This is a genomic window from Sulfitobacter sp. SBS6, assembly GCF_048285585.1.
GTDB lineage: Bacteria > Pseudomonadota > Alphaproteobacteria > Rhodobacterales > Rhodobacteraceae > Sulfitobacter > Sulfitobacter pontiacus.
In genome coordinates this window covers 953,086-979,574 of sequence record NZ_JBLWBA010000005.1, presented here as the reverse complement: position 1 = coordinate 979,574, position 26,489 = coordinate 953,086, and the positions used below count along the sequence as shown (strand labels likewise).

The 26,489-nt window shown below is 56.1% G+C and carries 26 protein-coding genes and 1 other annotated feature; of the genes, 17 read left to right on the top strand and 9 right to left on the bottom strand.

What is annotated here, in order from left to right; all coding sequences use genetic code 11:
* Window position 1: 1 nt before the first annotated feature.
* The 3 genes from ACNQ62_RS08155 to ACNQ62_RS08145 are packed head-to-tail and all read right to left on the bottom strand — an operon-like array spanning window position 2 to window position 1,976.
* Window positions 2-436, bottom strand: a complete 435-nt coding sequence (locus ACNQ62_RS08155; protein ID WP_353628480.1) for an ATP-binding protein — start codon at window positions 434-436, stop codon at window positions 2-4.
* A gap of 17 nt (window positions 437-453) precedes the next feature.
* Window positions 454-798, bottom strand: coding sequence for an STAS domain-containing protein (locus tag ACNQ62_RS08150; protein ID WP_353628481.1), 345 nt, complete (start codon window positions 796-798; stop codon window positions 454-456).
* Between the two features lie 2 nt (window positions 799-800).
* Window positions 801-1,976, bottom strand: a complete 1,176-nt coding sequence (locus ACNQ62_RS08145) for a PP2C family protein-serine/threonine phosphatase (RefSeq protein WP_418094602.1) — start codon at window positions 1,974-1,976, stop codon at window positions 801-803.
* 294 nt (window positions 1,977-2,270) lie between these two features.
* On the opposite strand from ACNQ62_RS08145, the gene ACNQ62_RS08140 reads away from it, so the two are divergent.
* Both ACNQ62_RS08140 and ACNQ62_RS08135 read left to right on the top strand, forming a co-directional pair.
* Window positions 2,271-2,813, top strand: a complete 543-nt coding sequence (locus tag ACNQ62_RS08140; RefSeq protein WP_418094601.1) for a heme NO-binding domain-containing protein — start codon at window positions 2,271-2,273, stop codon at window positions 2,811-2,813.
* Between the two features lie 30 nt (window positions 2,814-2,843).
* Window positions 2,844-4,580 (top strand): ATP-binding protein, encoded by a 1,737-nt coding sequence (locus ACNQ62_RS08135; RefSeq protein WP_418094600.1) that lies wholly within the window; start codon window positions 2,844-2,846, stop codon window positions 4,578-4,580.
* 18 nt (window positions 4,581-4,598) lie between these two features.
* Here ACNQ62_RS08135 and ACNQ62_RS08130 read toward each other — a convergent pair whose 3' ends face one another.
* Window positions 4,599-6,278, bottom strand: coding sequence for a hypothetical protein (locus ACNQ62_RS08130; RefSeq protein WP_418094599.1), 1,680 nt, complete (start codon window positions 6,276-6,278; stop codon window positions 4,599-4,601).
* 292 nt (window positions 6,279-6,570) lie between these two features.
* Between ACNQ62_RS08130 and ACNQ62_RS08125 the strand changes: the two genes are divergently transcribed.
* Window positions 6,571-7,494 (top strand): alpha/beta hydrolase, encoded by a 924-nt coding sequence (locus tag ACNQ62_RS08125; RefSeq protein ID WP_386173288.1) that lies wholly within the window; start codon window positions 6,571-6,573, stop codon window positions 7,492-7,494.
* 254 nt (window positions 7,495-7,748) lie between these two features.
* Here ACNQ62_RS08125 and ACNQ62_RS08120 read toward each other — a convergent pair.
* A protein-coding gene (locus tag ACNQ62_RS08120) for an IS3 family transposase (protein ID WP_418094598.1) occupies window positions 7,749-8,977 on the bottom strand; the annotation gives its coding sequence in 2 pieces (ribosomal slippage) (window positions 7,749-8,683 and window positions 8,683-8,977; 1,230 coding nt in all).
* Window positions 8,574-8,690 (bottom strand) — a sequence feature (AL1L pseudoknot). Its footprint overlaps the gene before it by 117 nt.
* 75 nt (window positions 8,978-9,052) lie before the next feature.
* The gene (locus tag ACNQ62_RS08115; protein ID WP_418094597.1) at window positions 9,053-9,241 is read right to left on the bottom strand and encodes a hypothetical protein; all 189 of its coding nucleotides are present in this window, start codon (window positions 9,239-9,241) and stop codon (window positions 9,053-9,055) included.
* 151 nt (window positions 9,242-9,392) lie between these two features.
* Between ACNQ62_RS08115 and ACNQ62_RS08110 the strand changes: the two genes are divergently transcribed.
* From ACNQ62_RS08110 to ACNQ62_RS08080, 7 genes are all read left to right on the top strand, one after another.
* Window positions 9,393-9,716, top strand: coding sequence for a hypothetical protein (locus ACNQ62_RS08110; RefSeq protein WP_386173292.1), 324 nt, complete (start codon window positions 9,393-9,395; stop codon window positions 9,714-9,716).
* Between the two features lie 164 nt (window positions 9,717-9,880).
* Entirely contained in the window at window positions 9,881-10,453 is a 573-nt protein-coding gene (locus tag ACNQ62_RS08105) for a transposase (protein WP_386173294.1), read from the top strand.
* Window positions 10,454-11,503: 1,050 nt separating this feature from the next.
* The gene (locus ACNQ62_RS08100) at window positions 11,504-12,181 is read left to right on the top strand and encodes a hypothetical protein (protein ID WP_418094596.1); all 678 of its coding nucleotides are present in this window, start codon (window positions 11,504-11,506) and stop codon (window positions 12,179-12,181) included.
* A 131-nt stretch (window positions 12,182-12,312) separates the two neighbouring features.
* The gene (locus ACNQ62_RS08095; RefSeq protein ID WP_386173301.1) at window positions 12,313-12,474 is read left to right on the top strand and encodes a hypothetical protein; all 162 of its coding nucleotides are present in this window, start codon (window positions 12,313-12,315) and stop codon (window positions 12,472-12,474) included.
* A gap of 92 nt (window positions 12,475-12,566) precedes the next feature.
* Window positions 12,567-14,774, top strand: coding sequence for a Mu transposase C-terminal domain-containing protein (locus tag ACNQ62_RS08090; protein ID WP_418094595.1), 2,208 nt, complete (start codon window positions 12,567-12,569; stop codon window positions 14,772-14,774).
* 2 nt (window positions 14,775-14,776) lie between these two features.
* Window positions 14,777-15,745, top strand: coding sequence for a TniB family NTP-binding protein (locus ACNQ62_RS08085; RefSeq protein ID WP_386173305.1), 969 nt, complete (start codon window positions 14,777-14,779; stop codon window positions 15,743-15,745).
* A complete protein-coding gene (locus ACNQ62_RS08080) occupies window positions 15,745-17,295 on the top strand; it encodes a TniQ family protein (protein ID WP_418094594.1) in 1,551 nt (516 codons plus the stop codon). The genes ACNQ62_RS08085 and ACNQ62_RS08080 overlap by 1 nt, the downstream gene beginning before the upstream one ends.
* A gap of 353 nt (window positions 17,296-17,648) precedes the next feature.
* Here ACNQ62_RS08080 and ACNQ62_RS08075 read toward each other — a convergent pair whose 3' ends face one another.
* The gene (locus tag ACNQ62_RS08075; RefSeq protein WP_418094593.1) at window positions 17,649-18,428 is read right to left on the bottom strand and encodes a 3-keto-5-aminohexanoate cleavage protein; all 780 of its coding nucleotides are present in this window, start codon (window positions 18,426-18,428) and stop codon (window positions 17,649-17,651) included.
* Window positions 18,425-19,753 (bottom strand): aspartate aminotransferase family protein, encoded by a 1,329-nt coding sequence (locus tag ACNQ62_RS08070; protein ID WP_418094592.1) that lies wholly within the window; start codon window positions 19,751-19,753, stop codon window positions 18,425-18,427. Before ACNQ62_RS08070 ends, ACNQ62_RS08075 begins: the two co-directional genes overlap by 4 nt.
* Window positions 19,754-19,927: 174 nt before the next feature.
* Between ACNQ62_RS08070 and ACNQ62_RS08065 the strand changes: the two genes are divergently transcribed.
* Complete coding sequence (locus tag ACNQ62_RS08065; RefSeq protein ID WP_418094591.1) at window positions 19,928-20,782, top strand: MurR/RpiR family transcriptional regulator; 855 nt, start codon at window positions 19,928-19,930, stop codon at window positions 20,780-20,782.
* 191 nt (window positions 20,783-20,973) lie between these two features.
* Here the strand turns inward: ACNQ62_RS08065 and ACNQ62_RS08060 are convergent, their stop codons facing one another.
* A complete protein-coding gene (locus tag ACNQ62_RS08060; RefSeq protein ID WP_418094590.1) occupies window positions 20,974-21,879 on the bottom strand; it encodes a LysR substrate-binding domain-containing protein in 906 nt (301 codons plus the stop codon).
* Between the two features lie 101 nt (window positions 21,880-21,980).
* On the opposite strand from ACNQ62_RS08060, the gene ACNQ62_RS08055 reads away from it, so the two are divergent.
* The 6 genes from ACNQ62_RS08055 (at window position 21,981) to ACNQ62_RS08030 (ending at window position 26,488) form a co-directional block, all read left to right on the top strand.
* A complete protein-coding gene (locus tag ACNQ62_RS08055) occupies window positions 21,981-22,976 on the top strand; it encodes a zinc-binding alcohol dehydrogenase family protein (protein WP_418094589.1) in 996 nt (331 codons plus the stop codon).
* Window positions 22,977-23,137: 161 nt separating this feature from the next.
* On the top strand, window positions 23,138-23,470 hold the full coding sequence (locus ACNQ62_RS08050) for an ArsR/SmtB family transcription factor (RefSeq protein ID WP_418094588.1): 333 nt from the start codon (window positions 23,138-23,140) through the stop codon (window positions 23,468-23,470).
* Between the two features lie 103 nt (window positions 23,471-23,573).
* Entirely contained in the window at window positions 23,574-24,641 is a 1,068-nt protein-coding gene (arsB, locus tag ACNQ62_RS08045) for an ACR3 family arsenite efflux transporter (protein ID WP_074635383.1), read from the top strand.
* Window positions 24,638-25,060 (top strand): arsenate reductase (glutaredoxin), encoded by a 423-nt coding sequence (gene arsC, locus ACNQ62_RS08040; RefSeq protein WP_074635384.1) that lies wholly within the window; start codon window positions 24,638-24,640, stop codon window positions 25,058-25,060. Before arsB ends, arsC begins: the two co-directional genes overlap by 4 nt.
* Window positions 25,053-25,763: an arsenical resistance protein ArsH gene (arsH, locus tag ACNQ62_RS08035; RefSeq protein WP_132996975.1), complete on the top strand. Its 711-nt coding sequence runs from the start codon at window positions 25,053-25,055 to the stop codon at window positions 25,761-25,763. Before arsC ends, arsH begins: the two co-directional genes overlap by 8 nt.
* A gap of 182 nt (window positions 25,764-25,945) precedes the next feature.
* Window positions 25,946-26,488 carry a cytochrome b gene (locus tag ACNQ62_RS08030; protein ID WP_340241509.1) on the top strand — a complete coding sequence of 181 codons (543 nt, stop codon included), beginning with the start codon at window positions 25,946-25,948 and terminating at the stop codon, window positions 26,486-26,488.
* The last annotated feature ends 1 nt before the right edge of the window (window position 26,489 follow it).

Genomic DNA, 26,489 nt, shown 5'->3' with positions numbered 1-26,489 from the left:
CTCATTCGCACGCTCCTTCTGCGGGGGGCATGGTGGTACTATCGGGTTCAATATCCCGAAATGCTAACAATAGCCTGCGGCCGTTGCCGGATGGGCCGTATTCGACCTCATTCGCGAATTCCATAATAAGGCCAAGCCCACGGCCGCCTTCGGACATTTCGTCAATTTGCGACAGATCGGTTGCCTTTTCGCGCAGATCGAATGGCTCTGCGCCGGCGGGGTCGAATATCTCTATCGATATGGCTGCGGGCTGGACTGTAAGTTCAATATTGATCTCTGCCGCGGATGGTATTGGACGGGCGTGGATCACGATGTTGTTCAGCGCCTCCGAGATGCAAAGCTCAAATTTGAACCGTGTCGTATCAGATAATGATTGCCCGACCGCAGCGCTTAAACGCTGGACCATCGGATCCACAGCCTCAAGGGCGTTGGACATCGTGTAGCATTGGCTCTTCACTGGCGCTCTCGCAGCGACTGGAGCGCTGCATCGACGTTTCGGTGAATGGGAAGCACCCGATCCATGCGGCAGATACGGAACATCTGTTCCACGTCGCTGTTAAGATCAGCAACCAGCAAGTCGCCACGATGCCCAATTTTTTTCAAAACCCCGACCAGTGCCCCCAAACCAGAGGAATCCAGAAAAGAAACCTGCGAAAAATCGACAATGATTTGGCTGTTGCCCTGATCAATCAGTTCGACGACTTCGTTTTTGAACCCGGTCGCGTTCTGCGCTGTCAGCCGCTCTACGCCGGGGCGAACGACAGTTATGGAATCGTCATGTTGTGTCGTATAGATCATTCTCAGTTCCTATTAAGAGCGACAACGGTCAGGTCGTCTTCCAGTGTGTTCCCGCCGCGCCAATCGGTCAATGACTGGACGATCGTCTCAGGCATTTGCTTTGCGCCGACGAATGGCATTGTGGCGACCATGCGTTTGAGACGATCAAGTCCGAAGGAGGTGCCCATCTCGTTCTCGGCCTCAGTCACCGCGTCGGAGCAAACGACCAATGTGCATCCTTTGGCAAGGTGGATCGTGTTGTTTTCGTAGGTCAGGCTCGGCAGCATCGCGACGGGAAAGCCGCCGTCGCCCACCATGTCAACGGCACCGGATTCATCAACGTAACAGGGCGATGGGTAGGCGGCCTGACAATAGGTCAACTCGCCGCTTGCCGTGTCGATAACGCCGCAGAACATGGTGAAATATTCGTCGTTCTCCGGGCTGAAGAAGCGGTCGTTCAGATTGGCGACCAATGCTGCCGGATCAGGGGGCTGGCCTTCTCGCAGCGCAAATGTTCGAAAAAACTCTGGCGTGATGAGATAACCCAGTGCAACCGAAAGAAGCGATGCGTGAACGCCGTGGCCGGATACGTCTATCATGTAGAAACCGAGCGTATCGTCGTTTAAAGGAAAGCAGCCAAACATATCGCCCGAAACAAAGGATGAGGGGACGAAAGCCGAGGAAATGTCGAAGCCAGACATCTCTTCCTTAAAATCAGGTAAAAGCCGGCGCTGCGCTGCGGCGGCGGCGCGCAGGTCTGCCTGAATACGGTCGTTGGATTCCTTAAGAATCCTTGTCCGTTCGGCAAGCTCATCCGCGTGTTGAATCAGTCGCGTCGCCGCACGGATACGGGCATTCAGCCTCATGGGGCTGCGTGTTTTAGCAAGAAAATCATCGACCCCGGCGTCTAGCGCCTTGGATCGAAGTTCTTCGTTCTCGCTACCGGTAATCATAATAATGTAAACGTAATGGTCCAATTCAAGCGCGCGCACTGCTTGGGTCAGCTGAATGCCGTCCATATTGGGCATCTGATAATCGCTGATGACAATTTGTATTTTCGCTTCAACTAGTTGCTGGATCGCAGCACGACCATCGTCGACGGGAATTGCCTCATACCCTAAACTCTCGATCAGTTTTGAGAGGTATAGCCGTTGAACTGCATTATCCTCTGCAACGATGATTTTCAGCCGTTCTACCATCCCGCGTTTGCTAACCTCAGTTTATAACGTCCACCTGCTGATTCCTACTTAATAGCCGAACTTTGTCATTTGATTGGCGGGATATTGTGAAAAATTGTGAAAATACCTTGATTTTGACAATTTTCAGGTGGGCTCCTCTGATAGGTAAACAAAGGGTATAGGTTAACAGGCTCGGGTCCCAAGAGACTGACACTGTCTTCTGGAAGGGTGGAAATGAATGGTCTGATATATGTGGGTTCCGCCATAACCATCTTGTTGAAGAGGGAAGGTTAACATTTATGAAAGTGGGGCGATATGAAGGGTACTATTTTTGTTGAACTAATCAAAATGGCCGAAGATGCGTTTGGCGAGGATGTCGTAGATATTGCGTTAGATAACGCAAATCTCGACAACGGCGGCGCGTTTACCACGGTAGGAAATTATCCTTGCTCAGAACTTATCAAAATTGTGACTGCATTCAGCGAGTTATCGGGTATTAGCTCGGAAAAGCTACAGCGCATGTTTGGGCACTGGATGATGAAACACTTCGTCGAAAACTTCGGCGGATCGTTTGAGGGCAAGGCCGATAGCTTCTCGCTTCTTGAAGCTGTCGACGGCCAAATTCACGTCGAGGTTAAAAAATTATACCCTAGTGCCGAGCTTCCGGCGTTCTCCACGGATCGCATAAGCGATGACCGCCTAGTGCTTACCTATTCTTCTCCACGTCCATTGGTCGAATTTTGCCATGGTATGGTCGAAGCTTGCTTGGAACTTTACGGCCAAACGGCAGAGATTGCACGTAGCCCCGCCCCGCATCCAGCAAATGCTACGAACTTCGATATTCGTTTGAATGGATAACCATTGGTATCGTTTGAGGTAAGTTTTGAAATGCCTAATGAAGTCTCATCTATCAATACTACAGTTTCTCGGCGGCGCTATCAGCGCGAGCAGGCGGCCCGAGCTGAAGCGGAAAACCTGTTGGAGCAGAAAAGTCGTGAACTATTTTTGGCGAATGAAAAGCTTAGTGCCTATTCATCGGAGTTAGAAGAAGCGGTGCGGGTGCGCACTGAAGAGTTGGAAGAAGCGCTGAAACAGGCCGAACTTGCAGGAAAAGCAAAAAGCAGATTTCTAGCCACGATGAGCCATGAGATACGGACGCCGCTTGGCGGTATGCTGGGCATGATTGATCTGTTGGAGATGGACGAAACAGATCCTGAAAAGAAAGAACTCCTTAGGCTTGCGTCCACGGCGGGCATCAGTTTGGGAAGGATCGTGAATGATGTTCTCGATTTTTCAAAGATGGAAGCTGGTGTATTTATTCTTGAGAGAGAAAACGTTGATATTCGTGCGTTGATTGAGAGCGTATGCGTGCTTGCGGGGAGCAATGAAACGACCCGACACCGCAACCTGAAGATCGAGGTTACCCACGACGTACCCAAGATATTTTTCGGGGACGCAACGCGCATCCGGCAAGTCATCTCAAACTTGGTTTCTAACGCTTTGCGGTATTCCACCGAAGGGCCAATCCATATTCGTGCCTCGGCATCAAAGCATCCGAAAGGATGTCTACTTCGAGTTGAAGTTGAAGATTCGGGTATTGGCATTTCGGATGCTGCCAAACTCGATTTGTTTAAGGACTTTTCACAGGTATCCAACTCTTTGACCGCCGCGGCTCAGGGTACGGGCCTCGGCCTAGCCATCTGTAAACGAATTATTGAGGGCTCAGGTGGTGCGGTTGGTTTGAATAGCGAGGTCGGCGTTGGATCTACGTTTTGGTTCGAGCTTCCTGTCGAAACCGGTGAAATTACCAATGTCGCTTCTGACACGGAGAGGCGGGATCAGCCCAATGGTAACGCTCTCGACGGGAAGCGGGTGCTTATTGCCGAAGATAACATAGTCAATCAAAAACTTTTGCTAGCCTACGCTGATCGTTTAAACCTTGTAAGTGACCTTGCAGAAAATGGTCGTGTTGCAGTGAAAATGTTTGATCCCAAAAAGTACGATCTAGTACTAATGGACGTCGCCATGCCTGAAATGGACGGACTAGAGGCCACGCAGCGTATTCGTGAGAAATGGGGCGCGTTCAGTTATCCTCCAATCATCGCACTCACAGCGCACCTGATGGATGCTATTGAAGAAGAAGCCAAAGTAGTGGGAATCGAGACTATCTTATCTAAGCCTATTCCGTTCCTAGAACTTAAATTCGCGCTAGAGATCGCGTTATGCGGGCAAACACCTAGCTCAGACGAACAAGCAAGTTTGGTGGCGGAGGGAGCTTTGGGTACTAACGTGCAAAGTGCTTCGATACTTGACCGGATGTCCGATCGCAGCTTGAGTGACATTCGAGAGCTTTTTACCGAAGAGAAATTGATCCAGCTCGCCCACAAGTATGTGGACGATTGTTCCAGGCGTTTCGAGCGTTTGGAAACTGCGTTTGAAGAGGGCGATGCAAATACGGTGAAAGCTGAAGCTCACTCAATCAAGGGTTCTTCGCTGATGCTGGGATTCAACAACATCGCCGAGTGGGCAAAACTTCTTGAGGAAACGCCTTTGGGTAACGGAAATCCGCGAGATTGCGTTAATAATATTCGAAATGAACTCGCGGATCTTCGGACGCTCGCATGATACATTACACAGTAGAGGTTAAAAGTTAAATTTGTAGGCTACAGAGATAGTTCCGCCCCAAATACCCTCACCGGAATTTTGACTTTGGTTCCAGAAAAAGCGATTGTTTGCATAATTGCTGTAGGTCACACTCCAATCATCGCTGATCTTGTAGCTTATCCCGTAAGCAAAGTCCGGATCCCAGGGGTCTTGTTTTCCGGGCAGATAGGCGTAGGCCGTCCCGCTGATGCGCAGCCGGTCTGTTACGGCGTAGCTGCAGAACAAGTTCAGGGAGCCATACTCAAGGTCCAGCAAGTTGACGCTTGTGGAACAGCCTATGACCTTCTCATTCGGCAGTTTAATTTTTGGCAAGCTATAACTGGCGCGAAGCGCTCCAGATATGAGTGAGTCAAAAAATGAGGCGTTGGTGCCGTCGAAGCGGCCAGAATAATTTGAGTAACTCAGCGTGATATTTTTAGTGGCCTTATAAGATAAAGCATAGGTGAACTCTGCATCGGATGGCGACTTCTCCTTGGTGTCAGCATACCCGATCACGGACGCACGTAGCGAGAGTTTTTCGGACAATCGCGCCCCACAAGACAAACTAGCGCGTGGTTTGCCAAACCGCTTCGCGCCTGTGTCGTGGTGCTTGTAGCGGAGTGTCACACTTCCGGTAATAGAACAGGCAAGGTTGATCCGTTTGAAGAAAGTTTCCTCTCCCGACGGCGCGAGGGACGGATCTGACCCTCGAGTGACAACATTGGCCCTCCGAGGCGAGGTCTGTCTTGCCACGGATGAAGATGCCGTTTTGACCTGCTTTGTCGTGGTTTGAACCGCTTTTATCGCATTCAATTTCTCCAGCTGCGGCTCGCTGCAATCCACATCCGGATCCTCGATTGTACACGGTAGATGAGCGGGTTGCTCTAACGGTACGAGGAATTGGGTATCCGCCTCGTCTGTAATCCCCGCCGGAGCGACCGGCGCGGCTTCTGTCTCTGACACCGCCGTTCCAAGGGCGTTCTGGTCGCGCGGTACTGCAGTCACTGCCGCCGTTTCTTTCCCAGCATCAGCGGTGCCGTCGGCGGAGTTTGTGGATTGAGGGCTTTGCACCTGGGCTACGCGTCTTTCATCGATCCGCTGCGGGGGGGGCGCGATAGGCTCTGAGATAGGAGTCCCGGTTCCGGACAGGATCCACTCGGATAGGTACTGTGCTAACGCTTTCCCCGAGGGAGCCGGAGGCATGACAGGCCGCGGGCCACCGACGGCGGGAACCACAAACGTATCGCCATCCGCGCCATAGACGGTGCAAGCGACGCCCTTCTTACACGACAACCGAAACAGGGCACTGCTCAGTTGCTTTGCGTGCATAACCTTTCCGCTTCCATCTGGAAAAAGGACGTAGCGCAGTCCGTTGATCTCGCCCCGTTGGTGGCGCGATAAATGCAGCGCGCTTGGCAGGTCTTGAACGACTTCCCGTGCCGAAGGAATGGCAGGATCCGTGGTGTTAATAGTGGTGACACTAGTTACGGGGCCGGTCGATAGTTCGGAAACGGAGCTTTCAGCCAGTGGCTGCGCCTGAATCATCGTTGCACATCCCAAAGAGATTGAGCACACGAATGCACCGCCATTGCAGAGGCTCGAGATCGATACTCGATGGAACAAGCTTTGACGGCGTTGCGATGCACCGGACGTTACGGTTTCTGACTGATCGACTGGCATGCTACTTTGCCTTTAACAGTATTCGAGGTTTTCCCTATCGCACGGGTATTTCTGTTTTGGAGGATGGTGGGCGGCGGACACCAATGCAACTTACCAAAGTACAATAATGGCTCAAAGACGTGTTTAGCCAGAGTTGCTAGTATAGCTAATAGATCACGTTACTTGAGGCGATGCGTTTTTATTTGTCTCATGTCCATCATGCTGCCACTTTTCCATAGAGAATTTAGCGAGGCTGATGGCAGAGAAATAATTTGCCATACTGAATAGGATGACCTGATAGGATGTCGCACGCATGAATGTACAAAAGGCTGCCAGTTTGATCTGTCACAGTATCCTTCTCTTGCTAATGGCAACTGTTGCGATACCTGAAGTGCGATTTGAGAACGCGGTAGGGAGTGATAATTTTGCACGGCCTGTAAATTACTCGCTGTATCTTCCTCCGGGGTACGAAACGGACAACCGCTCCTACCCTGTGCTTTACCTTTTACACGGGGGTGGAAGCGGCCGGCCAAGTGACTGGTTCACGCTCGCCGGTCTGGATCAGCTATTAGATCGGTTGATTTCTGAGGGAGCTATCCGGCCATTCATTGCGGTGGCACCCGACGGTCGTAGAAACGAATCCAACAATGTCGCGACATATTTCCTAAACGATCATGATGGCGGGTTGAATTGGGAGACGATGTTCTTCGAGGATTTTATCCCTGCGGTCGAGAAGCGACATCGAGCCCTGGGTACCGGAGATGCGCGCGCGGTCCTTGGTATCTCCATGGGCGGCGTAGCAGCCACTCTATATAATTTAAAAAAACCCTATGACTTTGCTGGAAGCGCGGCCCTGAGTGTTGCGTTTCGAACGAAGGATCAGGTTCTTGCGCTGTCTCCTGAAGCCTATGAAAGCCGGTACGCGGGAGTGTTGGGGCCTAGTCTAAGCGGCGAAGATCGGCTGAATTCGAGTTGGCAAGCTATCTCCCCCTCAGTGCTCGTGTCTGCCGTGGACAAAAGCAACTTTGGTCGTATCCCGCGCTTGTATTTTAATATGGGCGCAGATGATCCGTTTTTTCAGGGCGCGGCCGAATTGCACATCACTTTGCTAGACGCTGGCATCAAACACAGATTTTTGGTTAGCGAAGGCAGTCACGATTGGATTTTCTGGAGACAATCACTTGAAGAGGCAATTTTTCACATCGATGCTGTTTTTACGCGGGGCTATGGTGAGTAGCCCACGCGCTTAACGTTGATCTCAATATAGCGATTTCAACAAAATCCTGAATGGCCGGCTTACAGATGAGTGTCTTACTTGAACGCCGTTTGGCACATTAAGAAACGTCCGTGAAACGCTGGAAGATTGGCAAGTGGGATGAAGCGCGTTTAGAATCTGGCAGCCTAACTCCAGATTCTTTCAAAGGAATATGTCTGTGAGCGGTACATGAGGTGTGAACCGCCCCGGTTTTACCGGAGACTGTTTAGTTCTTCTCAAGCGACTTTATCGAGTGTGTTTATGTTTGCATAGAACACCTCCTCAGCTTCAGTTGGCGTGATGTATCCGATGGGTTCGAGCAGGCGACGATTGTTAAACCAATCGACCCATTTAAGGGTTTCCCACTCGACGGCATCCGCTGATTTCCACGGGCCCAATCTGTGAATGACTTCGGCTTTGAACAGGCCAATCATTGTTTCGGCGAGTGCATTGTCATACGAACAACCGACGGTGCCGACACTGGGTTCCAGCCCAGCATCAGCCAGGCGTTCTGTGTATTTTATCGACAGGTATTGGCTGCCCCTGTCGCTGTGATGGATAAGGCTGTCGGCAGGTTTCCGTTCGTAGAGCGCCTGCTCTAAAGCATCTAATACAAACTCCGTTTGTTGTGACTTGGATGCTCGCCAGCCAACGATCTTGTTGGCGAAGGTGTCGATCACAAAGGCGACGTAGACAAACCCCTGCCAGGTTGAGACATAGGTGAAGTCTGATACCCAAAGTTGGTTGGGCATCGTTGCACGGAACTGCCTGTTCACTCGATCCAGAGGGCTGGCCAGAGCTTTGTCCGGCCAAGTCGTTTTGACCTTCTTGCCGCGTCGAACACCTTTAATACGGATGTCGCGCATTAGACGTTCAACGGTGCAGCGGGCGACATCAAACTTCTTTCGCTTCATTGCGCGCCACAGCTTACGTGCGCCATACACCTCAAGGTTTTCCTCCCAGACACGCTTCATTTCTGGGCGGAGTTCAGCGTCCCGTTTGGCCCGATCTGACGCTTTGTCAGGGTCATTCTCCACGGCCAGATGCGCGTAGAACGTCGAGGGGGCAATCTGCAAAACACGGCAGATTGGCTCGACCCCGCACATCTCTCGATGCTCTTTGATAAAGGTAATCATTTCCGAAACGGGCGGTCGAGCTCCGCCTGAGCAAAATACGCTGATGCCTTTTTCAGGATCTCATTGGCTTGCCGAAGCTGGCGGTTCTCACGCTCCAAGGCTTTGATCCGATCACGTTCGGCTGTCGTTACGCCATCACGTCGACCGCTGTCCGTCTCAGCACGCCGAACCCAAGCACGAAGTGTATCAGGCCCACAACCAATCTTGGGTGCAATCGACTTGATAGCCGCTAACTGGCTGTCAAATTCGCCCTGATGTTCGAACACCATCCGCACAGCACGTTCGCGCACTTCAGGTGAATATCTGTTTCCACATTTGTTCTTTTCCATAACCCAGTATCCTTACTTCTGGGTCTCCGGCAAACAAGGGGCGGTTCATTGTTGGTTTGTGTGTCGCTCAATGCCTTAGTCCTTCTTGCCCTGACGGGCTGACTTGTCTTCTGCCTCGAAATGCTCTTTCATCAACCTGAACGCCAGCCGGAAGCCGTTCACCTGGCTCATCCGGTGGCTGACGCAGAACTCCTTGAAGTCCCACCGCTCGTCCTCGGTGATCTTCAGGTTCAGGTTGGCCGGTTTCGATTGCTTATCAGGCATTTCTCGTGTCCTTTGCCACAGACTAGGGTGCTTTCTTCCATCCTGCAAAGGAAGAAGATATGAGAAGCCGACAAAGATGTGGATTTCGGGCGAGATCGCGACGACGCGGAGGTCTGCTACCGAGAGAACGGGTCTGCCGAGAAGCCATGAGATGATCAGGATCGACACCAAAGAAGGGCCGATATTCGCAGAGGCGGAGATCCAGGGGATCCCGATAAATCCACTGCAGCCGCCGTTCATGGGCCACATTGACCCGATCCGGCGCTGGGAGAGCCAGGCCCAACGCGTTTGGGTGAGACAGCCTTGGATTGCCGAAACAGGAGAGAGTCGCGAGATATTTTACATCGGACCAACGGATACCCGCCCTAAGTCTTGGGGCGAGTTTGCAACGCGTGAGGGCGCGGTTGAGTATGTGCTGAACCCGCCTTTGCAGACGGCTCAAGATAAATTATCCGATGACGAGTTGAACTTCTAAGGGGATGAGAACAAACGTATGTTTGCCGAAAACTCAAATTGGTCTCTCCAGAAGCGCAACCACCGGATTTGCAAGCCTCAAAGCCTTGCCGAAATCACCCGCTCCTTAGGCCCGCTGCGGCATATGCCTCTGTCTTTCGTGACTTTTGCGGGGAAAACACTGTAATGCTTCGGATCAGTGATGATGAAGTTGATATCCAGCACTGGCGTGGCCTAAGCGCAAATCTCCAACCGGGCAAAGTTGCCGATCGATACTTGACGGAAGAAGACTGTGAGGAAGTCCTATTCCAAACGATCTGGAAGCTTGGGTATCGATGCCCGAAGTGTGATTTCGAAGGTGACATCTGGATCATAAAGACGCGACGTAAATATGAGTGTCCGAATTGTCGACACCAATACACAGGCAGATCTGTCAGCCAGATGTACGGGAAGCGGGCGTCCTTACTTGGTTGCTTCAAGGGCGCCGAGTTTATTATTGAAACCATGGCGGGCAACAAACCACACATCCAAACGATCAGTCGGTTCGCAAAGCTTGTTGGCCTCAGTTATCGGCCCGCCCGCACGCTGCGTTTGGAAATGTTCGAGGAGCTGAAAAAACCGATGGGTGGCTTTTGGGGAAGCTTGCTTTGCAATGAAGACTTCGACGAATACCTGTACAACGGCGACCGTCTGGAGGATCTCCTGAACTACTATGATTTCGAGGATCTTAAGGACAGCTCGCTAAAATTTGGTAAGTAAGCATGATGCTGAATTTCCCTCCGCATCAAGCGGGCGCTCAACTTAGCCTGAGAAGATCCCGTGTTCTCACATGTCTCGCCGCCAGTTTCGCACGCCGATCATTTCAGTGCGTGGGCTACAACGAACTAGTCGGTCGCAGCACTACTGGCAGGCTGGCGTATCGACCTGTTTCAAGTGCATAAAAACCTACCGCCCAACCTGACTCAAGTGAACAAAAACAAGCCCGGCAGCACTTCCAAACTCGATTGAGCACTTCTAGCTTTATCGAAACGCACCAAGCCAAAAACAAATGGCTTGCCTCGTAGAAAGGAAGACAATGCCAGGGAACGGAACACATAGGCGGAAAGCTGAACGATCGCTACCTTTCTGCTGTCCACTGAAAAAGCTGAACCATCGGTTGGTGGTTACCTGCGAATCAGAGCCAGATCAGCGTACCTCCAGAGCTTCGTTTTCAAACATTGATGACCGCTCATGTCGCGGAAAAAATTTCTGACTGAAAAAGTCAGAATTATTTTCGCATGGTTGGATGGAATGGGCGAAGAACGATATGACGCAGCATTTCGCAAATCCATCTTCGAACGGCACAAACCTGGTTACTGTGCCATATGCGAAAAATGGACTTATAAGCGTTGTTTAAGGCGCTGATTTAAAACAGAAAAAAGTATTCGCAAGCCACAGTTTGAGATACCGTTAAGCCCAGCCAACGACGAAAACCAAACACCTGAAAGGAACAACAATGACTTGGCCCTAAAATTAAAATCGCGGCCTGCGCCAACAGACCGCGACTTACCTCGAAAGACCGAAGTCCTCCTGTTTTCATCGTGAACGTACCACCTACGGTCGGTCGTTTCAAGGACATCGGTTTTTCGACGCATGACGGATCCCACCCAAATGATTTTCGGATCGGAACGGGAGAGGCATGTCTTCATCCGTGTCGTAGTCGGCGCTTCGCGCGTTCGGTCGACCTGATGAGCGGCAGCTGGGATCAACCGCCTTCCGGCTTCTCCGGGGGAGCGCTCCCTTTTCCATGTTCGAAAGAAAGAGACGATCATGTCCTATCACTTCTCCTCTGGCGGTATCCGCCTTCCCGAATTCAGCCGCGGCAACAGGAAGACGCAAGTTGGCTCAACCAAGCATTTCACCGGTGGCCTCGTCTTTGGTGAAAACGAAGGCGTGCGCCTTGGCACTGAAAGCCATCTTGAGACCAACGCAGCGCTGCTGCTCAGCTATCGACCGACAACGCTCGACCTCGTCGAACAGGTGCGGTTCTCCTGGTATGATGAGCATGGCGAGTATTTTGACCACTTCATCGACCTCGTCGTCACACGGGTTGATGGCGCCGTCGTCGGTTACGCCGTTCGCCCTACGAGCCGGGTTAGCCATGCTTATCAGTGTAAGCTTGCGCGTATCAAAGAGCAGGCCATTGCCCAGTGCTTTTTGGACGATTTCCGCCTGTTCACTGAAGAGAACGTATGCCCGATCGAGTTGCACAATGCGAAGCTGTTTCACTCGGTCCGTCGTCCAGATGACTTCGCCGATCCGGTTGTTCTGGATGCGTTGGCCGATGCTGCCATCGTCACAACAGTTGGTGATCTGGTAGATCGAACCCGCCTCGAAGGGATGGGTTTTCGGGCGGTCGTTCGCCTGATCCGTTCCGGGCACCTCCAGATGCTGCGCCATGAGCGCATTGAGCGCAGCACGGAAGTCATCCGGACACGCATGATCTGATCGTTCTCTCGGAAGGTCGGCTAGCGCTAAGCGAATTGGCGTAGCCGATCTTCACCCCCCCCTTTTCCTGAATCCACCGAGGCGACCTTCGCCTGGGTTTGACCTCTCTATGCCTGATGAAAGGACACAGCATGACCTGCATTTTGTATGATGCCCCTTGCGCCATTGAGCCGATTGGCGACCAGACGCCTGATTTTGCCAGCGGTTTCTACCGCGCGCGCCATCCGCTGGAGCGCGTGGAGTTCGACGCATGGTTCGAGGATTTGTCCGAGACCCTTCCGACAACGCTCTGAGGTCTCAAACCTACCTACGAGTTCATTCGCTTGCCTGCGCAGGCAGCTTCCCTGCGGCCTCATGCCGTCCGATCCCTTGAAAGGAAATTCCCATGGATCTCTCGTTCACTAACGAAAACGCCCGTTACGCCTTTGGCAAATTCGATCGCGTCACCATCGAAGGTGTCGGTTATCGGCTTCATCAAGAAACGGAAGTCGGCTTCGTATTCGTCCGCGATGACGAAACGCAACTCGCACAGCAGTTCACGCATCAGAAAATGCAGCAGCTCGGAAATGCGCATGCAATTCGGGTAGAGCGTGGGTATTTTGATCCGAACTTCGCGTTCAAGCGTCAGCTTAGTATGACTACAGCGCATGGTGGGCTTGTTGGCGACATCAAGACGCGAGTCAGCAAGAGAGAGGCTTACTGTCAAGCTGCGCTGGAAATGTATCAGGAGAAGCGTCTGAAATTTACAGACGATTCCATCAAGGCCAACATTCGTGAGTTGGCTGGACTTGCAATGGAGTTAGCGGAAAACCTCAACCCCTCAGGTAAGGTGAAGCTGACCAAGGCGGAGGATTTTAGCGCCCGCCCATCCCCAAGAACTCTGCGACGGTGGCTCGCATCGATGGGTCAAATGGGTCGAGGAGGTCTTGTCGATCGGATCGACAGCCGCGGCAACCGATCAAACCGGATGGGCCCGGAAGCGATCGGGCTGATGATGAAGGAGGTACGCACGTATCTCTCTCCCGAAAAGCCGACGATCAAGCATATCCATGAGCAGGTGCAAATCAGCTTCCATGATCGGAACGAACATCGCATCGCCAACGGGCAAACACCGCTTAACATCCCCAGCCGTGAAACCGTGCGCCGCGCCATTCGGGCGCTTGATCCATATCAGGTTGAATTGGCCCGCAACGGCGAAGCCGCTGCACGCAAGAAGTTCCGGCCGGTTCTGAACGGCATCTCGGTGACGCGGCCTTTGGAGCGCGTAGAGATCGACGAATGGACCGTCGATGTTATGACGCTGATGAAGAGCAGTGGGATGTACGATCTTCTGGAGGATGACGAAAAGCGTTCTCTGGGCTTGCATGTCGAGGGAGAGGAAGACGAGTCCGGGAAGAAGAAGCGCAAAAAGGCCGCACGCTGGACCCTTACGGCTGCAATCTGTTGTGCCACGCGCTGCATCGTCGGCATGGTGCTGAGCCGCAATCCAGGGGAGGAAGCGGCCGTTCAGCTTCTCCAAATGATCACGACCAACAAAGGCGCGTGGACGGATGCTGTAGGTGGCATGACGCCTTGGGACATGCATGGCACGCCTGAACTGATCGTTTTCGACGGCGGCGCAGCCTTCAAGTCGCAGCGGTTTCGCATGTCGGCTAGCGATCTCGGCGTCGCGTGGGAAATGGCGATGAACGGTGTGCCGGAGAACCGGGGTATGATTGAGCGGGTGTTTGGCACAGTCGCCAGCGATTTCGCACCGCGATTGGCCGGCCACACCTTCAGCAGCATTCTGGAAAAAGGTGATGCCGATCCGGAAAAGCGGGCTGTTCTTACCCTGGATGATTTCACCTTCGCTCTGATCCGCTGGGTGACAGACATCTATCACAACACGCCCCACGGTGGACTGGGCGGTGAGACCCCGGTCAAGGCATGGCGTCGATTGAGCAAGGAATACGGGGTTCTGCCTCCGCCGGACATGGAGATGATGCGCCTGTGTTTCGGGCAGCAGCGTCAGTATCGCCTCGACAAGACCGGAATCACGATCCTCGGGGTCCGCTACCAGGCTGAACACCTACAGACCTATATGCGCCGCAAGGATCCGCACATGGTTGATGTGCGGTGGCACCCTAAAGATATGGGCGCGATTTCGGTCCGGTTGGGCAAGGAATGGTTCGAGGTTCCGGCCCTGGATACTTCCCTTAAGGGGGTAGCTGCACAGACCTGGCTGACGGCCATTCGGCGCACACGTTCCGCGAACCCGACCTCGAACCGGTTGGACAACGTGGCGGTGCGCGAAGCCATCAAGGCCATCAACGACCGCAATGAGCAAGCCAAGCAGGCATCCAGCCTGAACCTTGAAGATTGGTCTGAGGAGCGCATGGAGCGCGCCGAGCGGGATCTGTTGGCGGGGGTCGAGTTCTTCGAGCGCAAGGCGCCTTCGCAGCAGAAGGGCGAACTGGGCCATCACATTCCGTCCACGGAAGAATTGACGGGTGTTCCCATGGATCACAACGCGCCGAAGAAGCCGTCTGGCGGTGCGACAATGACCGGAGACCTGCCCGCCAAGCCAACCAACATCACGATCGAGGAGGACTGATCATGAAGGATTTCGTCAACAAGGACGCCGCTCTGGACGCGGTCCGCAAACTGCACATCGGGTTGGATTGGGATGCTGAGGCTGCCCTGCATGTCAAGCGGCTCCTCGCACGGGACGGGGAGGGCCATCTCCTCCCCACAGCCCGCTTTTTCACCAAGACTGGGGAGACCCGTGGAATGATGTTGGTAGGGGATCCCGGCAGTGGGAAGTCGCACCTGATGGACCGTACGCTGAAGAAGATCCCGGAACTGGCTCCGGCCGAAGATGGGGTGCCGCGTGTCATTGCATGTCCTGTGCCCAGTCCTGCAACCTTCAAGAGCATGACCCTCGCGCTGCTGGAACGGTCCGGATATCCCGATGCAAATCCGCGGCAAGAGGCATGGTCTCTCTGGCAGCTCTTTCGCCATCGACTGAGCAAGCTGGGCGTCGCTGTACTTTGGATCGATGAGGCCCAGGATCTGTTTTGCGCGGATCGAAAGGCCATTCTGCGGGCCCTCAAGTCGCTGATGCAGGGCGATGATGCTGTCGCCGTCATTCTGTCTGGCACCGAAGATCTTGCACAGGTCATTCGGACCGACCCCCAGGTGAAACGTCGGTTCACCGCGATGGTTTTGCCGGAGCTCACCGAGGCGGCGCACGGAAACATGTTCCGCACGGTGTTGGCGGACTACTGTGCGCGGGTCGATCTTGAGCCGCCGGTGGAAGCCGACCTTGTTGCACGCGTTTTCCATGGCGCACGGTATCGCTTTGGCCGCGCTGTCGAGCTCTTGCTGGTTGCCATGGAGTTTGCGATTGCCCGCAATGCGGAGCATTTGACGATCGACGACTTTGCCTCCGCCTATGCGATGAACGAGGCATGTGTCGCATCGCAGAATGTCTTCTATGCGGACCACTACCTGCTTCTCAAGCCGGACGCGGATGATGAGGCTGTTGCCTTTCCCAAGCGCCGTTCAGGCAAGGGGCGCACTTGATGAGTGCGCTGTTTCCGAAGATCGCGTTCCGTATCGGTGAAACGCCGATGTCATGGGCATCGCGGCAGGCGGCCTTCCATACGGGAGGCCGTGTTGTACCGTTCCTGAACGATCTGGGGATCCCGGTTGCCGATCTTGCGCGTGGCAAGCGGGACGCAGTGGAGAGGCTCTGTGCGAAGGCTGGCGCAGATCCTGCAGAGGTTATCCGCGACAGTATCGTCGCGGTCGGACATCGTCGCTTCGAACTTTGTGACGAGGAATTCTCAGCAGAGTTCACCACGGGGCCGGTCACTCGGTTTTGTCCGCTCTGCATTGCTGAGGACGTCGACGGCCATCAACATCCCGGTGAAGCGATGCGTCACCGGGTTCAGTGGCGGCTTGCGCCATATCGGACCTGTCCGAAACACAATCTGCCAATGAGCGACATCCGCATGGGAAAGTGGAGCGACATGCTCCACGAGCTTCAGGCCGTGCCGGAAGCACTCGCGGAGCAGCTGGAGGTTGCGAAGAAACGTGCCCGGAGAGAGCCGTCTCCTTTGCAGACATATGTGGAACGCCGGTTCGCGGGTGAGACTGGCCCTGCCTTTCTGGACGGTCAGAGGGTCGACCAAGTTTGCCGTGCCGGTGAAATGCTGGGTGGCCTATTGCATTACGGGCCCGCCACAAAGGCCGCCGAGATGACGGAAGACATGTGGGACGCTGCGGGCCGCACCGGTTGGTCATTGTTGGAGAATGGTCCTGAGGCAATTCGGACGGTTCTGGCTGAAACCCTCACAGGCTGTCTCCGTCAGAACGGGCATCCGAGCCCACGCAGCGCATTCGGCATGCTCTACGGGTGGCTGTTTGCCAGCCGATTGACCAAAGATCCGGGGCCAATCCGCGACATCGTTCGAGACGTCATCGTCGAACATGTTCCCCTGGTCCCGGGCCAGATCTTGCTCGGCAAGGCAGTGGAACATCCGCGGTTGTCGAGCATCACGTCGATCGCGAAGGCTGAGGGATTGCATTCGAAAACACTGGCCAATGTCCTACGCGTCGCCGGGGTGATTGAGGTTGGAGAGGAGCAGAAAAGCGCTCGGAATGTGGTTGCCGACTATGCCAAGGCGAAGGTCCTGATCGACAGGGCAAAGCGCGCGGTACCGGTGACACAGGTGCCTGATATGCTCTCCGCGTCCCGCCCGATCGTGGCTGAGTTGATTTCACTAGGACAGCTGACGAGAATACAGGACCACGGTCAGCTGCAAAGCAAGCTGGGGAAGTCGATCGACGGAATGTCGGTTCAACGGACGCTCAAGTTCATCGAAGGTTTCGGCCCGCTTGTAGAGGAGCCTCCCGAAACTCACGTCCACCTAGCCAAAGCTGCTGAGAAATCCCGGGTCACATTACGGGCAATTCTCGAAATGCTATTTGGCCAATTCCTGCAAACGGTCTATCGGCTACAGGGTTGCCACGGGTTCGAAGCAGTCTTGGTTTCACCGGATGAGATCATGGTATGCATCGAAGACCCGCCGCCCGATGCGTCTGACGAGATTCGGTTCTGGATGGGGTGAGCGGGCTTCAGTGGCTTGAAAGCCACACGCTTCTCCAAAATGCCGCCTGCGGGCGGCATTTTTTCGGACTTTTGATGGCCATTTGATCTGTGCAAAAGGTCATCTTGGCCGCCGGTGGACAAAAATTATCCAATGAAATCAGCGCCCGAGAATGATAGAATGGTCACGTTTTGCTATGTCGCCACAGTTTCAAAACCTCACCCGTATTCCTCAAACCACTGCGTCCAATTTTCGGATCCCCAAGATCTGCAGTTGAATGCACAATCAAGGCCGCGGGCCTGTGTGTGGTGTTGCTTCGAGTCAGCGTTCAAGACCCTCACCGAACCCGCTGGATTTGCGTTTCACGATAACGGTCACGCAAATCCAGCGCGCTTGGCCTTTGTTACCAGTTCGGTGACCCTCTCGGCATTGTTTGCCGCGACTTGTCCGTCTGCGTTCAAGCGGTTGTTCTCGAACCCTATCCGGGTCTTGCCGCCGTGGCGCATGGCCTCGATCAGGCAGGCGGTTTCTTGTGGCCCGAAGGCGCAGGCGGCCCAGTCTGTGTCCGGCAAGGCCGATTTTAGCCTTTGTGCCAGTGCTGCAACTTGCGTGGGTGTGCTGGTCTGGCCGTTGGTATAACGCCCCAGAACGATCAGGGTCTTCAGCCCGTCGCAGGGGACATCGCCTTGTGCGACAAGCCGGGCAAGATGGGCAATATCCGCGGCGTCATAGAGAATGTGTTGAACGTCGATCTTCGCTTCGGCGCACATGGCAAAGAACCGTCGGGTGACGGCATTGTCTTGATTGGCCGTGATCTCGCGCAGCGCGACCGACACGGCGCGAGGTTTCAGGGTTTCGACCAGATGGCGTTGTTCTGCGGGGGTAAAGCGGCCCGCGGCCTCGCTGGTGATCTGAATATAGAGGTCAGGGGCGCGCTGGCCGAGCTCGCTCAGAAGCTCGGCATAAAGCCCGACGTCCAGAACATGCCGTTGCTCGGTATCGCGCACATGCGCATGAAGGCCATCGGCACCCGCAGCATGGCAGGCCAGCGCGCAGGCGACCATCTCTTCTATGGTGACGGGGAGGGCGGGGTGATCCGCCTTGGTCAGCCGCGCCCCATTCGGCGCGACCATAAATCTGGGCAATGCGGTCATGCGGCAAGCGCCTTGTCGATGGCCGTTGATAGCTTGCCCACTAGCTCATCAATCTGTGCGTCCTCGATGATAAACGGCGGCGCGAGCAGCACGTGGTCGCCATGTTGGCCATCGATTGTGCCGGACATCGGATAGCAGATCAGACCGGCGGCAAAGGCCTCCTTCTTGATCCGCGCGGCGAGGCCACGGGACGGATCGAACGGTGCTTTGGTGCTGCGGTCTGCAACCAGTTCGATCCCGCGGAACAACCCGCGCCCGCGTATATCGCCAATGTTGTCATGATCGCCGAACTGCGCCTTTAGTGCTGCGTCAAGCTTGTCGCCCTGGGTGGTGACATGGGCCAGCAGACCGCGGTCCAGAATTTCGCCGAGCACGGCATTGGCCGCCGTGGCCGCTAAGGCGTGCCCCATATAGGTGTGGCCATGCTGGAAGAAACCGGTGCCCGCTGCAATCGCATCATAGATGGCAGCCGAAGTCAGCAGCGCGCCGATCGGTTGATAGCCCGCCCCAAGTCCTTTGGCGATGGTGATCATGTCCGGGGCGATGCCATCCTCGGTGCAGGCGAACAGTTTACCGGTCCGGCCCATGCCACACATCACCTCGTCTAGGATCAGCAGCACGCCGTATTGGTCGCAAATCTCGCGGATACGCTTGAGATACCCCGGCACGGCAGGAACCGCGCCCGAGGTCGCACCCACGACAGGCTCCGCGAGGAAGGCCATCACCGTATCAGGGCCGAGCCGCAGGATTTCGGTTTCCAGCTCATTCGCCACGCGCTGGCCGTAGGCCTCTTGCGTTTCGCCGTCCTGCCGGTCGCGGTACTCATAGCAGGGGCTGATATGGGTGGTGTCGGCAAGCAGGGGCGCGAACTGGGTACGACGCCACGCATTCCCCCCTGCTGCCAAAGCGCCCAATGTATTCCCGTGATAGCTTTGGCGCCGGGCAATGACGCGGTGGCGCTTGGGCTGCCCGATTTCCAGAAAATACTGCCGCGCGAGCTTGATCGATGCCTCGACCGCTTCGGAGCCGCCAGAGACGAGATATACCCGATCAATGCCCGCCGGCGCGTTCTCGATCAGGCGATCGGCCAAACGCTCTGCCGGATCGGACGTGAAAAATCCGGTGTGCGCGAAGGCAAGCTGGTCAATCTGGGCGTGCAGGGCAGCGCGGACGGCCTGATTTGAATGCCCCAGACAGGAAACAGCAGCGCCGCCCGAGCCATCAAGATATCTACGTCCATCCGCATCGATCAGATAGCAGCCGTCCCCCTTGGTGGCGACCGGCAGCGCGCCTTTGGTGGATCTGCCGAAGATATGACTTTTCATGACTGTAGTCCTTGCTTGAAGACGCGCTTTGGGTGACGTGACATCAGCACTTGCCTGCGCGATGATGCGTTTGTATTATTTTATTGTGCTGGATTAAGCAAATGTATTTTTACTGTGCATTGGGTGTGACAGGGGCGTGAACCCTGGCACACATAAACAAAAGGTAAGGGTTTGATGAGCAACGATGAAACGCTGAAAGACCGCTTGTCACAGGTAAGTGCGCAAGGTACGCCCGCGCTTCGGTCCTTTGCGCGGTGGCTTCTGGATAACCTTTCTCTCGTGGCCTTTAGCTCGATTCGCGGGCTGGCAAAGCAGGCAGGGGTCAATCCGAATACCGTGACCCGTATGGCGAAGGAGCTTGGCTATACCAGCTTTGACGCCTTCCGCACGGATGTGCAGGCAACGATCCAGACACCTGCGCCAAACTACGGCGCGCGTGCCCAGACACTAAGACACGAACATCGCGACAGCGCGTTTGCCGCGCTCATGGAAGCGCATGGTAAAAACACGGCGATGCTTTTCTCGGCAGATATTCTGGACACGTTGAATGCGTGCATCGACCCGTTGCTCGGGGCGCGCAAAGTCTATGTGGTCGGCGTGCGCAGTTGCTATGCGATCGCGCATTATTTCTCGTATGTGGGCGGCATGGCGTTTTCGAATTTCGTAGACGTGCCGACCCTGCCGGGGGGCATTGTCGATGTTATGTCTCAGGCCACGTCCGAGGATATTATCGTGGGGATCACCTATGAACATTACGCGGCAGAGGTGGTTCAGGCCTGCCAGATCGCTCAGTCCCGCGGCGCGCGGGTTCTGGCGCTGACGGACAGTCATGCCTCCCCAATCGCGGTTGGCGCTTGGAAAGTGGTACCGCTGCCCATGGCCGGACCCCATTTCCTGCCGTCGCTCAATTCGGCGTTTCTAGCGGTGGAGATGCTGCTGGTCGGAATGGCCGCGCGTTCGGATGACGCGGCAGAGCGGGTATCGAGCTTCGAGGACCGTATCCGGCAGTATGGCGGCTACAACGTGTGAGTTGTCTTGCGCGGGTGAAAATCATCCGGCAGGCCCAATGCCACGGCAGAGCCACCGGTGATCAACCCCGTGGACCGCAGGTCGCTTTCGTCCAGCGCGACGATGACCGCATAGGATAGGCGTTGTGCCAGTCCGCGGCATAAGTGACGGTTATACCGATAACGGGCGTGTTGTGGGCGCGGGTCTGGCTGCTACGCGCCCCATTCTGCATGTGACCCAAGATGCGCGATGAGAAAGTCGATCAGGATGCGCGTCTTGGGGGTAAGCACGTTTGAGCGCGGGTACATCAACCACAAGACCGAACTGTCGTTCAGCTTCCATTCCGGCAGGACACGGATCAACCGGCCCGAGCGCAGCTCGTCCGAGACGCTCCAGAGAGAATTGATCGACAGACCGGCCCCCGCAAGCGTGGCCTCACGTTGAGCGTCACCATCGTCAACGATAGTCCGGCAGATCATCTGGGCTGGGTCAAGCGGTGCGGTTTCGCCCTCTGGGCCGATCAATTCGCGCGGCTCAAGGTCGATCCATGCCAGAAACCGATGCCCCCGAAGCTCTGCCGGTGACGGCGGTACGCCGTGTTCCTCAAGATATGCAGGAGAGGCGCAAAGGACGCGGGTATCATCCGCCAGCTTGCGCCCCTTGAGGCTGCTGTCGGTCAGGGGGGCCGCGCGCAACGCAAGGTCAAAACTGCCCTCGATCGGGTCAAACCGTGCGTCAGACAGGCGAAGTTCGAGCGTAAGGTCGGGGAACGCCGCGTGAAACTGCGGCAGAAGCGGCATGATGTGGCGCTGCGCGAAACTGCTTGGCGCGGCAAATCGGATGGTGCCTTTGGGGCTGGTTTCATGGCTGCCAAGAACGGCCTTCGCGGCCTCTGCCTGCGCCAGAATCTCCCGCGCGTAGGGAAGGAAGTCGGACCCTTCGAGCGACAGCGACACTTTGCGGGTGGTCCGTCGCAGCAGCTCTACGCCAAGCTCCTGTTCCAGTTTGGCAAGGCGGGCGCTGGCGACCGCAGGGGCAAGACCCAGATTCCGTCCGGCAGCAGAGATGTTCAGCCGGTCGGCGGCCATCACAAAAAGGCGCAGGTTGTCAGTATCCACCGCTATTATCTCCGTTATCCGAATAATCAAATCGGAAAAATGCCGGTTTTCTACCGTTTCACAAGACCTATTTTTCAGCGACACAATGAAGGAAGAAAGAAATGAAAGCCATTGGCTATAGCGCGGCGGGCCCTGCGGACACGCTCGATATGATTGAAATCGACCGGCCCGCGGTGGGACCGCGTGATCTGCTGGTCGCGGTGAAAGGCATCTCGGTCAATCCGGTCGACGTGAAGCTGCGCGCAGCCGCTCAACCCGAGGGCGGGGCGCGCGTCCTGGGCTTTGACGCGGCAGGTGTCGTGGCCGAGGTGGGCGCGTCGGTCACCGGTTATACGATCGGCGACGAGGTCTTCTATGCGGGCGACGTCACGCGCGCGGGCACCAATGCGGAATTCCATGCCGTCGATGAACGGATCGTCGGGCGCAAGCCGGCCAGCCTCGACTTTACCGAAGCGGCGGGGCTGCCGCTGACCTCGATCACCGCGTGGGAGATGTTGTTTGACGCATTCCGCCTGACCGAAGGGGGCGGCGCGGGGCAAAGCTTGCTGGTGATCGGTGGCGCTGGCGGCGTCGGCTCTATCCTCATCCAGTTGGCCAAAGCGCTGACCGGGCTTACCGTCATTGCGACGGCCTCTCGGCCCGAGACCGAGGATTGGGTGCGCAAGATGGGGGCGGATCACGTGATTGACCATCGCGGTGACCTAGCCGCGCAGCTGGCAGAGCTGGGCCAGACCCCAAGCTATGTCGCCGCGTTGACGGCGACGGATCAGCATTGGCCCGCAATCATCGACTTGATCGCGCCACGCGGCCAGATCGCGCTGATCGACGACCCCGAGGCGCTGGATATCAAGGCGGCCAAACCCAAGGCGTTGAGCATCCATTGGGAATTCATGTTCACCCGTTCGATGTTCGCGACCGACGATATGGATGCGCAGCAAGACCTGCTGAACCGCGTCGCAGCGATGATCGACGCAGGCACATTGCAGTCGACAGTTACCGAGCGCGGCGAGGCGCTGACCGTCGAGGCGCTGCGCGCGGCGCATCTGCGGCAGGAAAGCGGTCGTGTGATTGGCAAACAGGTGCTTGGCGGACTTTAAGTCATAGAGATCACGCGGGGGCGTGGTGCCATGTTCGCGCCACGCCCCCGCGTCCCTTGCGCCTTTGAAGGGGCGCGTGGATTGCCCATAGTTTCGCGCAAGCGCAACGGGTTGCTCATCAGGGCTTGACCTGCGTCTAATGAATCAATAATTCCCGATATATGGATAAGAATAACGCTCTCGACGCTTTTGCGGCGCTCAGTCAGGTCACCCGCCTTGATGTCTTCCGTCTTCTCATCACAGCCGGAGAAGGGGGGATGTCGGCAGGCGATATCGGCGACACTTTGGGGGTGCGGCAGAATACGATGTCGACCAACCTCGCGATTTTGGCGCGTTCGGGCCTTATTCGCAGCAAGCGCGAAGGGCGAAGCATTCGTTACTTTGCCGATATGGAGGGGCTGCGCGGTTTGCTCGCCTTTCTGATGCAGGATTGCTGCGGCGGGCGCCCTGAACTCTGCCAGCCCATCATAAACGAGCTCGCTTGCCCCTGTTAGGCGCGCATGGGGGAGGTGCCGCATTGGTCCTGTAACATTCCTGTGCTGACATCGGGCAACTACATATTCACGGCCAAGGGGCTGCAATTTTTGAAGGTTCGACATGACTGATACGACACTTCCCGCGGCGGCGGGACTGGGCACGTTTGAAAAATGGCTGTCCGTCTGGGTGGCGCTGGCGATTGGCGCGGGGCTGCTGCTTGGCAATCTGTTCCCGACGGCGTTTGGTATGCTTGCCGGGCTTGAGGTGGCGTCGGTGAACCTGCCCGTTGCGGTGCTGATCTGGGCGATGGTGTTCCCGATGATGGTCGGGGTGGATTTCGGAGCCTTGCGTCAGGTGGGGGACAAGCCGAAAGGGTTGGTAGTCACGGTGGTGGTGAACTGGCTGGTCAAACCCTTCACCATGGCCGCCCTTGGCGTGTTGTTCTTTAACTATTTTTTCGCAGGCCTGATCCCGCCGGATGACGCGCAGGCCTATCTTGCGGGCGTTATCCTGCTGGGGGCCGCGCCCTGTACCGCGATGGTGTTCGTCTGGTCGAACCTGACGCGGGGGGATGCGACCTATACGCTGGTGCAGGTGAGCGTGAACGACGTCATCATGGTGTTCGCCTTCGCGCCCATCGTTGCCTTCTTGCTGGGGGCCACGGATATCGTTGTGCCTTGGGATACGCTGCTGTTGTCCGTGGGCCTTTACGTGATGCTGCCGCTTTTTGTGGGGTATCTGACGCGCCAGCGGCTGATTGCGCAAGGCGGCGAGGCGGCGGTGGATCGGTTCAAGGCGGGTGTGCAGCCGTTCTCGATCATCGGTCTGCTTGTGACGGTGGTCTTGCTTTTCGCGTTTCAGGGCGAGGTGATCCTGGACCGGCCGCTGGTGATTGCCCTGATCGCTGTGCCGCTTCTGATCCAGTCCTACGGGATATTCTTTCTGGCCTATGGGGTCGCGCGGGCCTGGGGTATCCCCTTCAACGTCGCGGCACCCTGCGCCTTGATCGGCACCTCCAACTTTTTCGAGCTGGCGGTCGCGGTTGCGATCAGCCTTTTCGGGCTCGGATCCGGTGCGGCATTGGCGACGGTGGTCGGTGTCTTGGTCGAAGTGCCTGTCATGCTGTCGCTTGTCGCTTTTGCAAACAGAACCCGGCACTGGTTCCCTGCCTCGGAGGGGTCAGCGTGAGTGTTGTCATTCATCATAACCCCGACTGCGGCACGTCCCGCAATGTGCTGGCCATCATAAAAGCATCGGGCGTGGAGCCGGTGGTGATCCCCTATCTTGATACCGGCTGGACGCGCGAACAGCTTCTGGGGCTTTTCGCGGCGGCGGGTCTGACACCGCGCAGCGCTTTGCGGGTAAAGCGATCTCCGGCAGAGGCATTGGGGCTGCTGGATCCTGACGTGGGGGACGAAGCCCTTCTGGCCGCCATGCTGGAACACCCCATTCTGGTCAATCGCCCCATTGTCTGCACACCCAAAGGCGTCCGGCTGTGCCGCCCAAGCGAGGCCGTGTTGGACCTGCTTGACCACCTCCCACAGGGGCCGCTGACCAAGGAAGACGGCTCTTTACTGATTGACGCGGAAGGAAACCGAGTTGCCTGATACCCCGAACCTTGATGACACCCATTTCAAAGCGATTGATGCGGCGCGTCTGCTTGAGCCCGCAGCAGACGCGGACCGCCCGCGTATCCTGTTGCTTTACGGATCACTGCGGGACCGGTCGTTCAGCCGGCTCATGACAGAGGAAGCCGCGCGCATTCTGACACGGCTGGGGGCCGAGACGCGTACCTATTCGCCGTCGGGCCTGCCGCTGCCAGATGATGCCGACGCCAGTCACCCCAAAGTGCAGGAACTGCGCGATCTGGTCACATGGTCCGATGGGATGGTCTGGTGTTCACCCGAACGCCACGGGGCCATGACCGGCATTATGAAAACCCAGATCGACTGGATTCCGCTGTCCTTGGGCGGTGTGCGTCCGACGCAGGGCAAAACGCTTGCCGTCATGCAGGTCAGCGGGGGGTCACAAAGCTTTAACGCCGTGAACCAGCTGCGCATTCTTGGGCGTTGGATGCGGTTGCTCACGATCCCGAACCAGTCCTCCACCCCCAAAGCCTTTCTTGAGTTTGACGACGCGGATCGGATGAAGCCATCGCCGTTCTATGATCGGGTCGTTGATGTCATGGAAGAGCTGGTGAAGTTCACGGTGCTGACCAAAGACAGGAAAGACTACCTGCTGGATCGCTATAGCGAGCGGAAGGAAAGCGCCGCCGAGCTGTCGAAGCGCGTGAACCAGAAGTCGATCTGACCGATTTGTCGACCGCAGGGGCAGGAATATCCGTATGTTGAACGGGACGCGGCTTGAATGATTTGCGCGACAACTGCGCTGGATGGTCTGTTAAAGGTTCATCCAGCGCAGTTGCCTGCCTAAGGTGACCGCGCAGCGGCTGCATATAATGATTGTGATATCGCCAGAGACAGGGGCATTTTGTGACACAACTATCTGATACACCAACCCGTTACGGCGCCGTAAGCCGGCTGCTTCACTGGGGCATGGCTGCATTGTTTGCGGCGCAGTTTATCTCCGCCGCGGCGCATTGGGCGCTTCCGCGAGAGAACACCCTGCGCGAGCTACTTTGGGGCTACCATACGACGCTGGGGGTGACGCTGTTTGCGCTAATCTTGGTGCGCGGTCTGTGGGGACTGGCGAACATCCAACGGCGGCCTGCGCATGCCGGTTTGATGGGGCAGGCGGCTGTCGCGGGTCATGTGGTTCTATATGCCTTGATGGTGATCGTTCCGGGCGTACGGCTCTTGGCCGCAGCGGGCGGCACCCGTGGGCTAAGCTATTTCGGGGTACAGATATTTTCGCCCCAAACCGCCGAGGTCGCCTGGATGCAAGCGCCCGCGGAATGGCATGGAGAGCTGGGCTGGATCCTTGCCCTTGTGGTGCTTGGGCATATCTTCATGGCAGTCGTTTGGCATCGCCTGATGCAGCGTGATGATGTCCTATCCACGATGGCGGGGCGGTAAG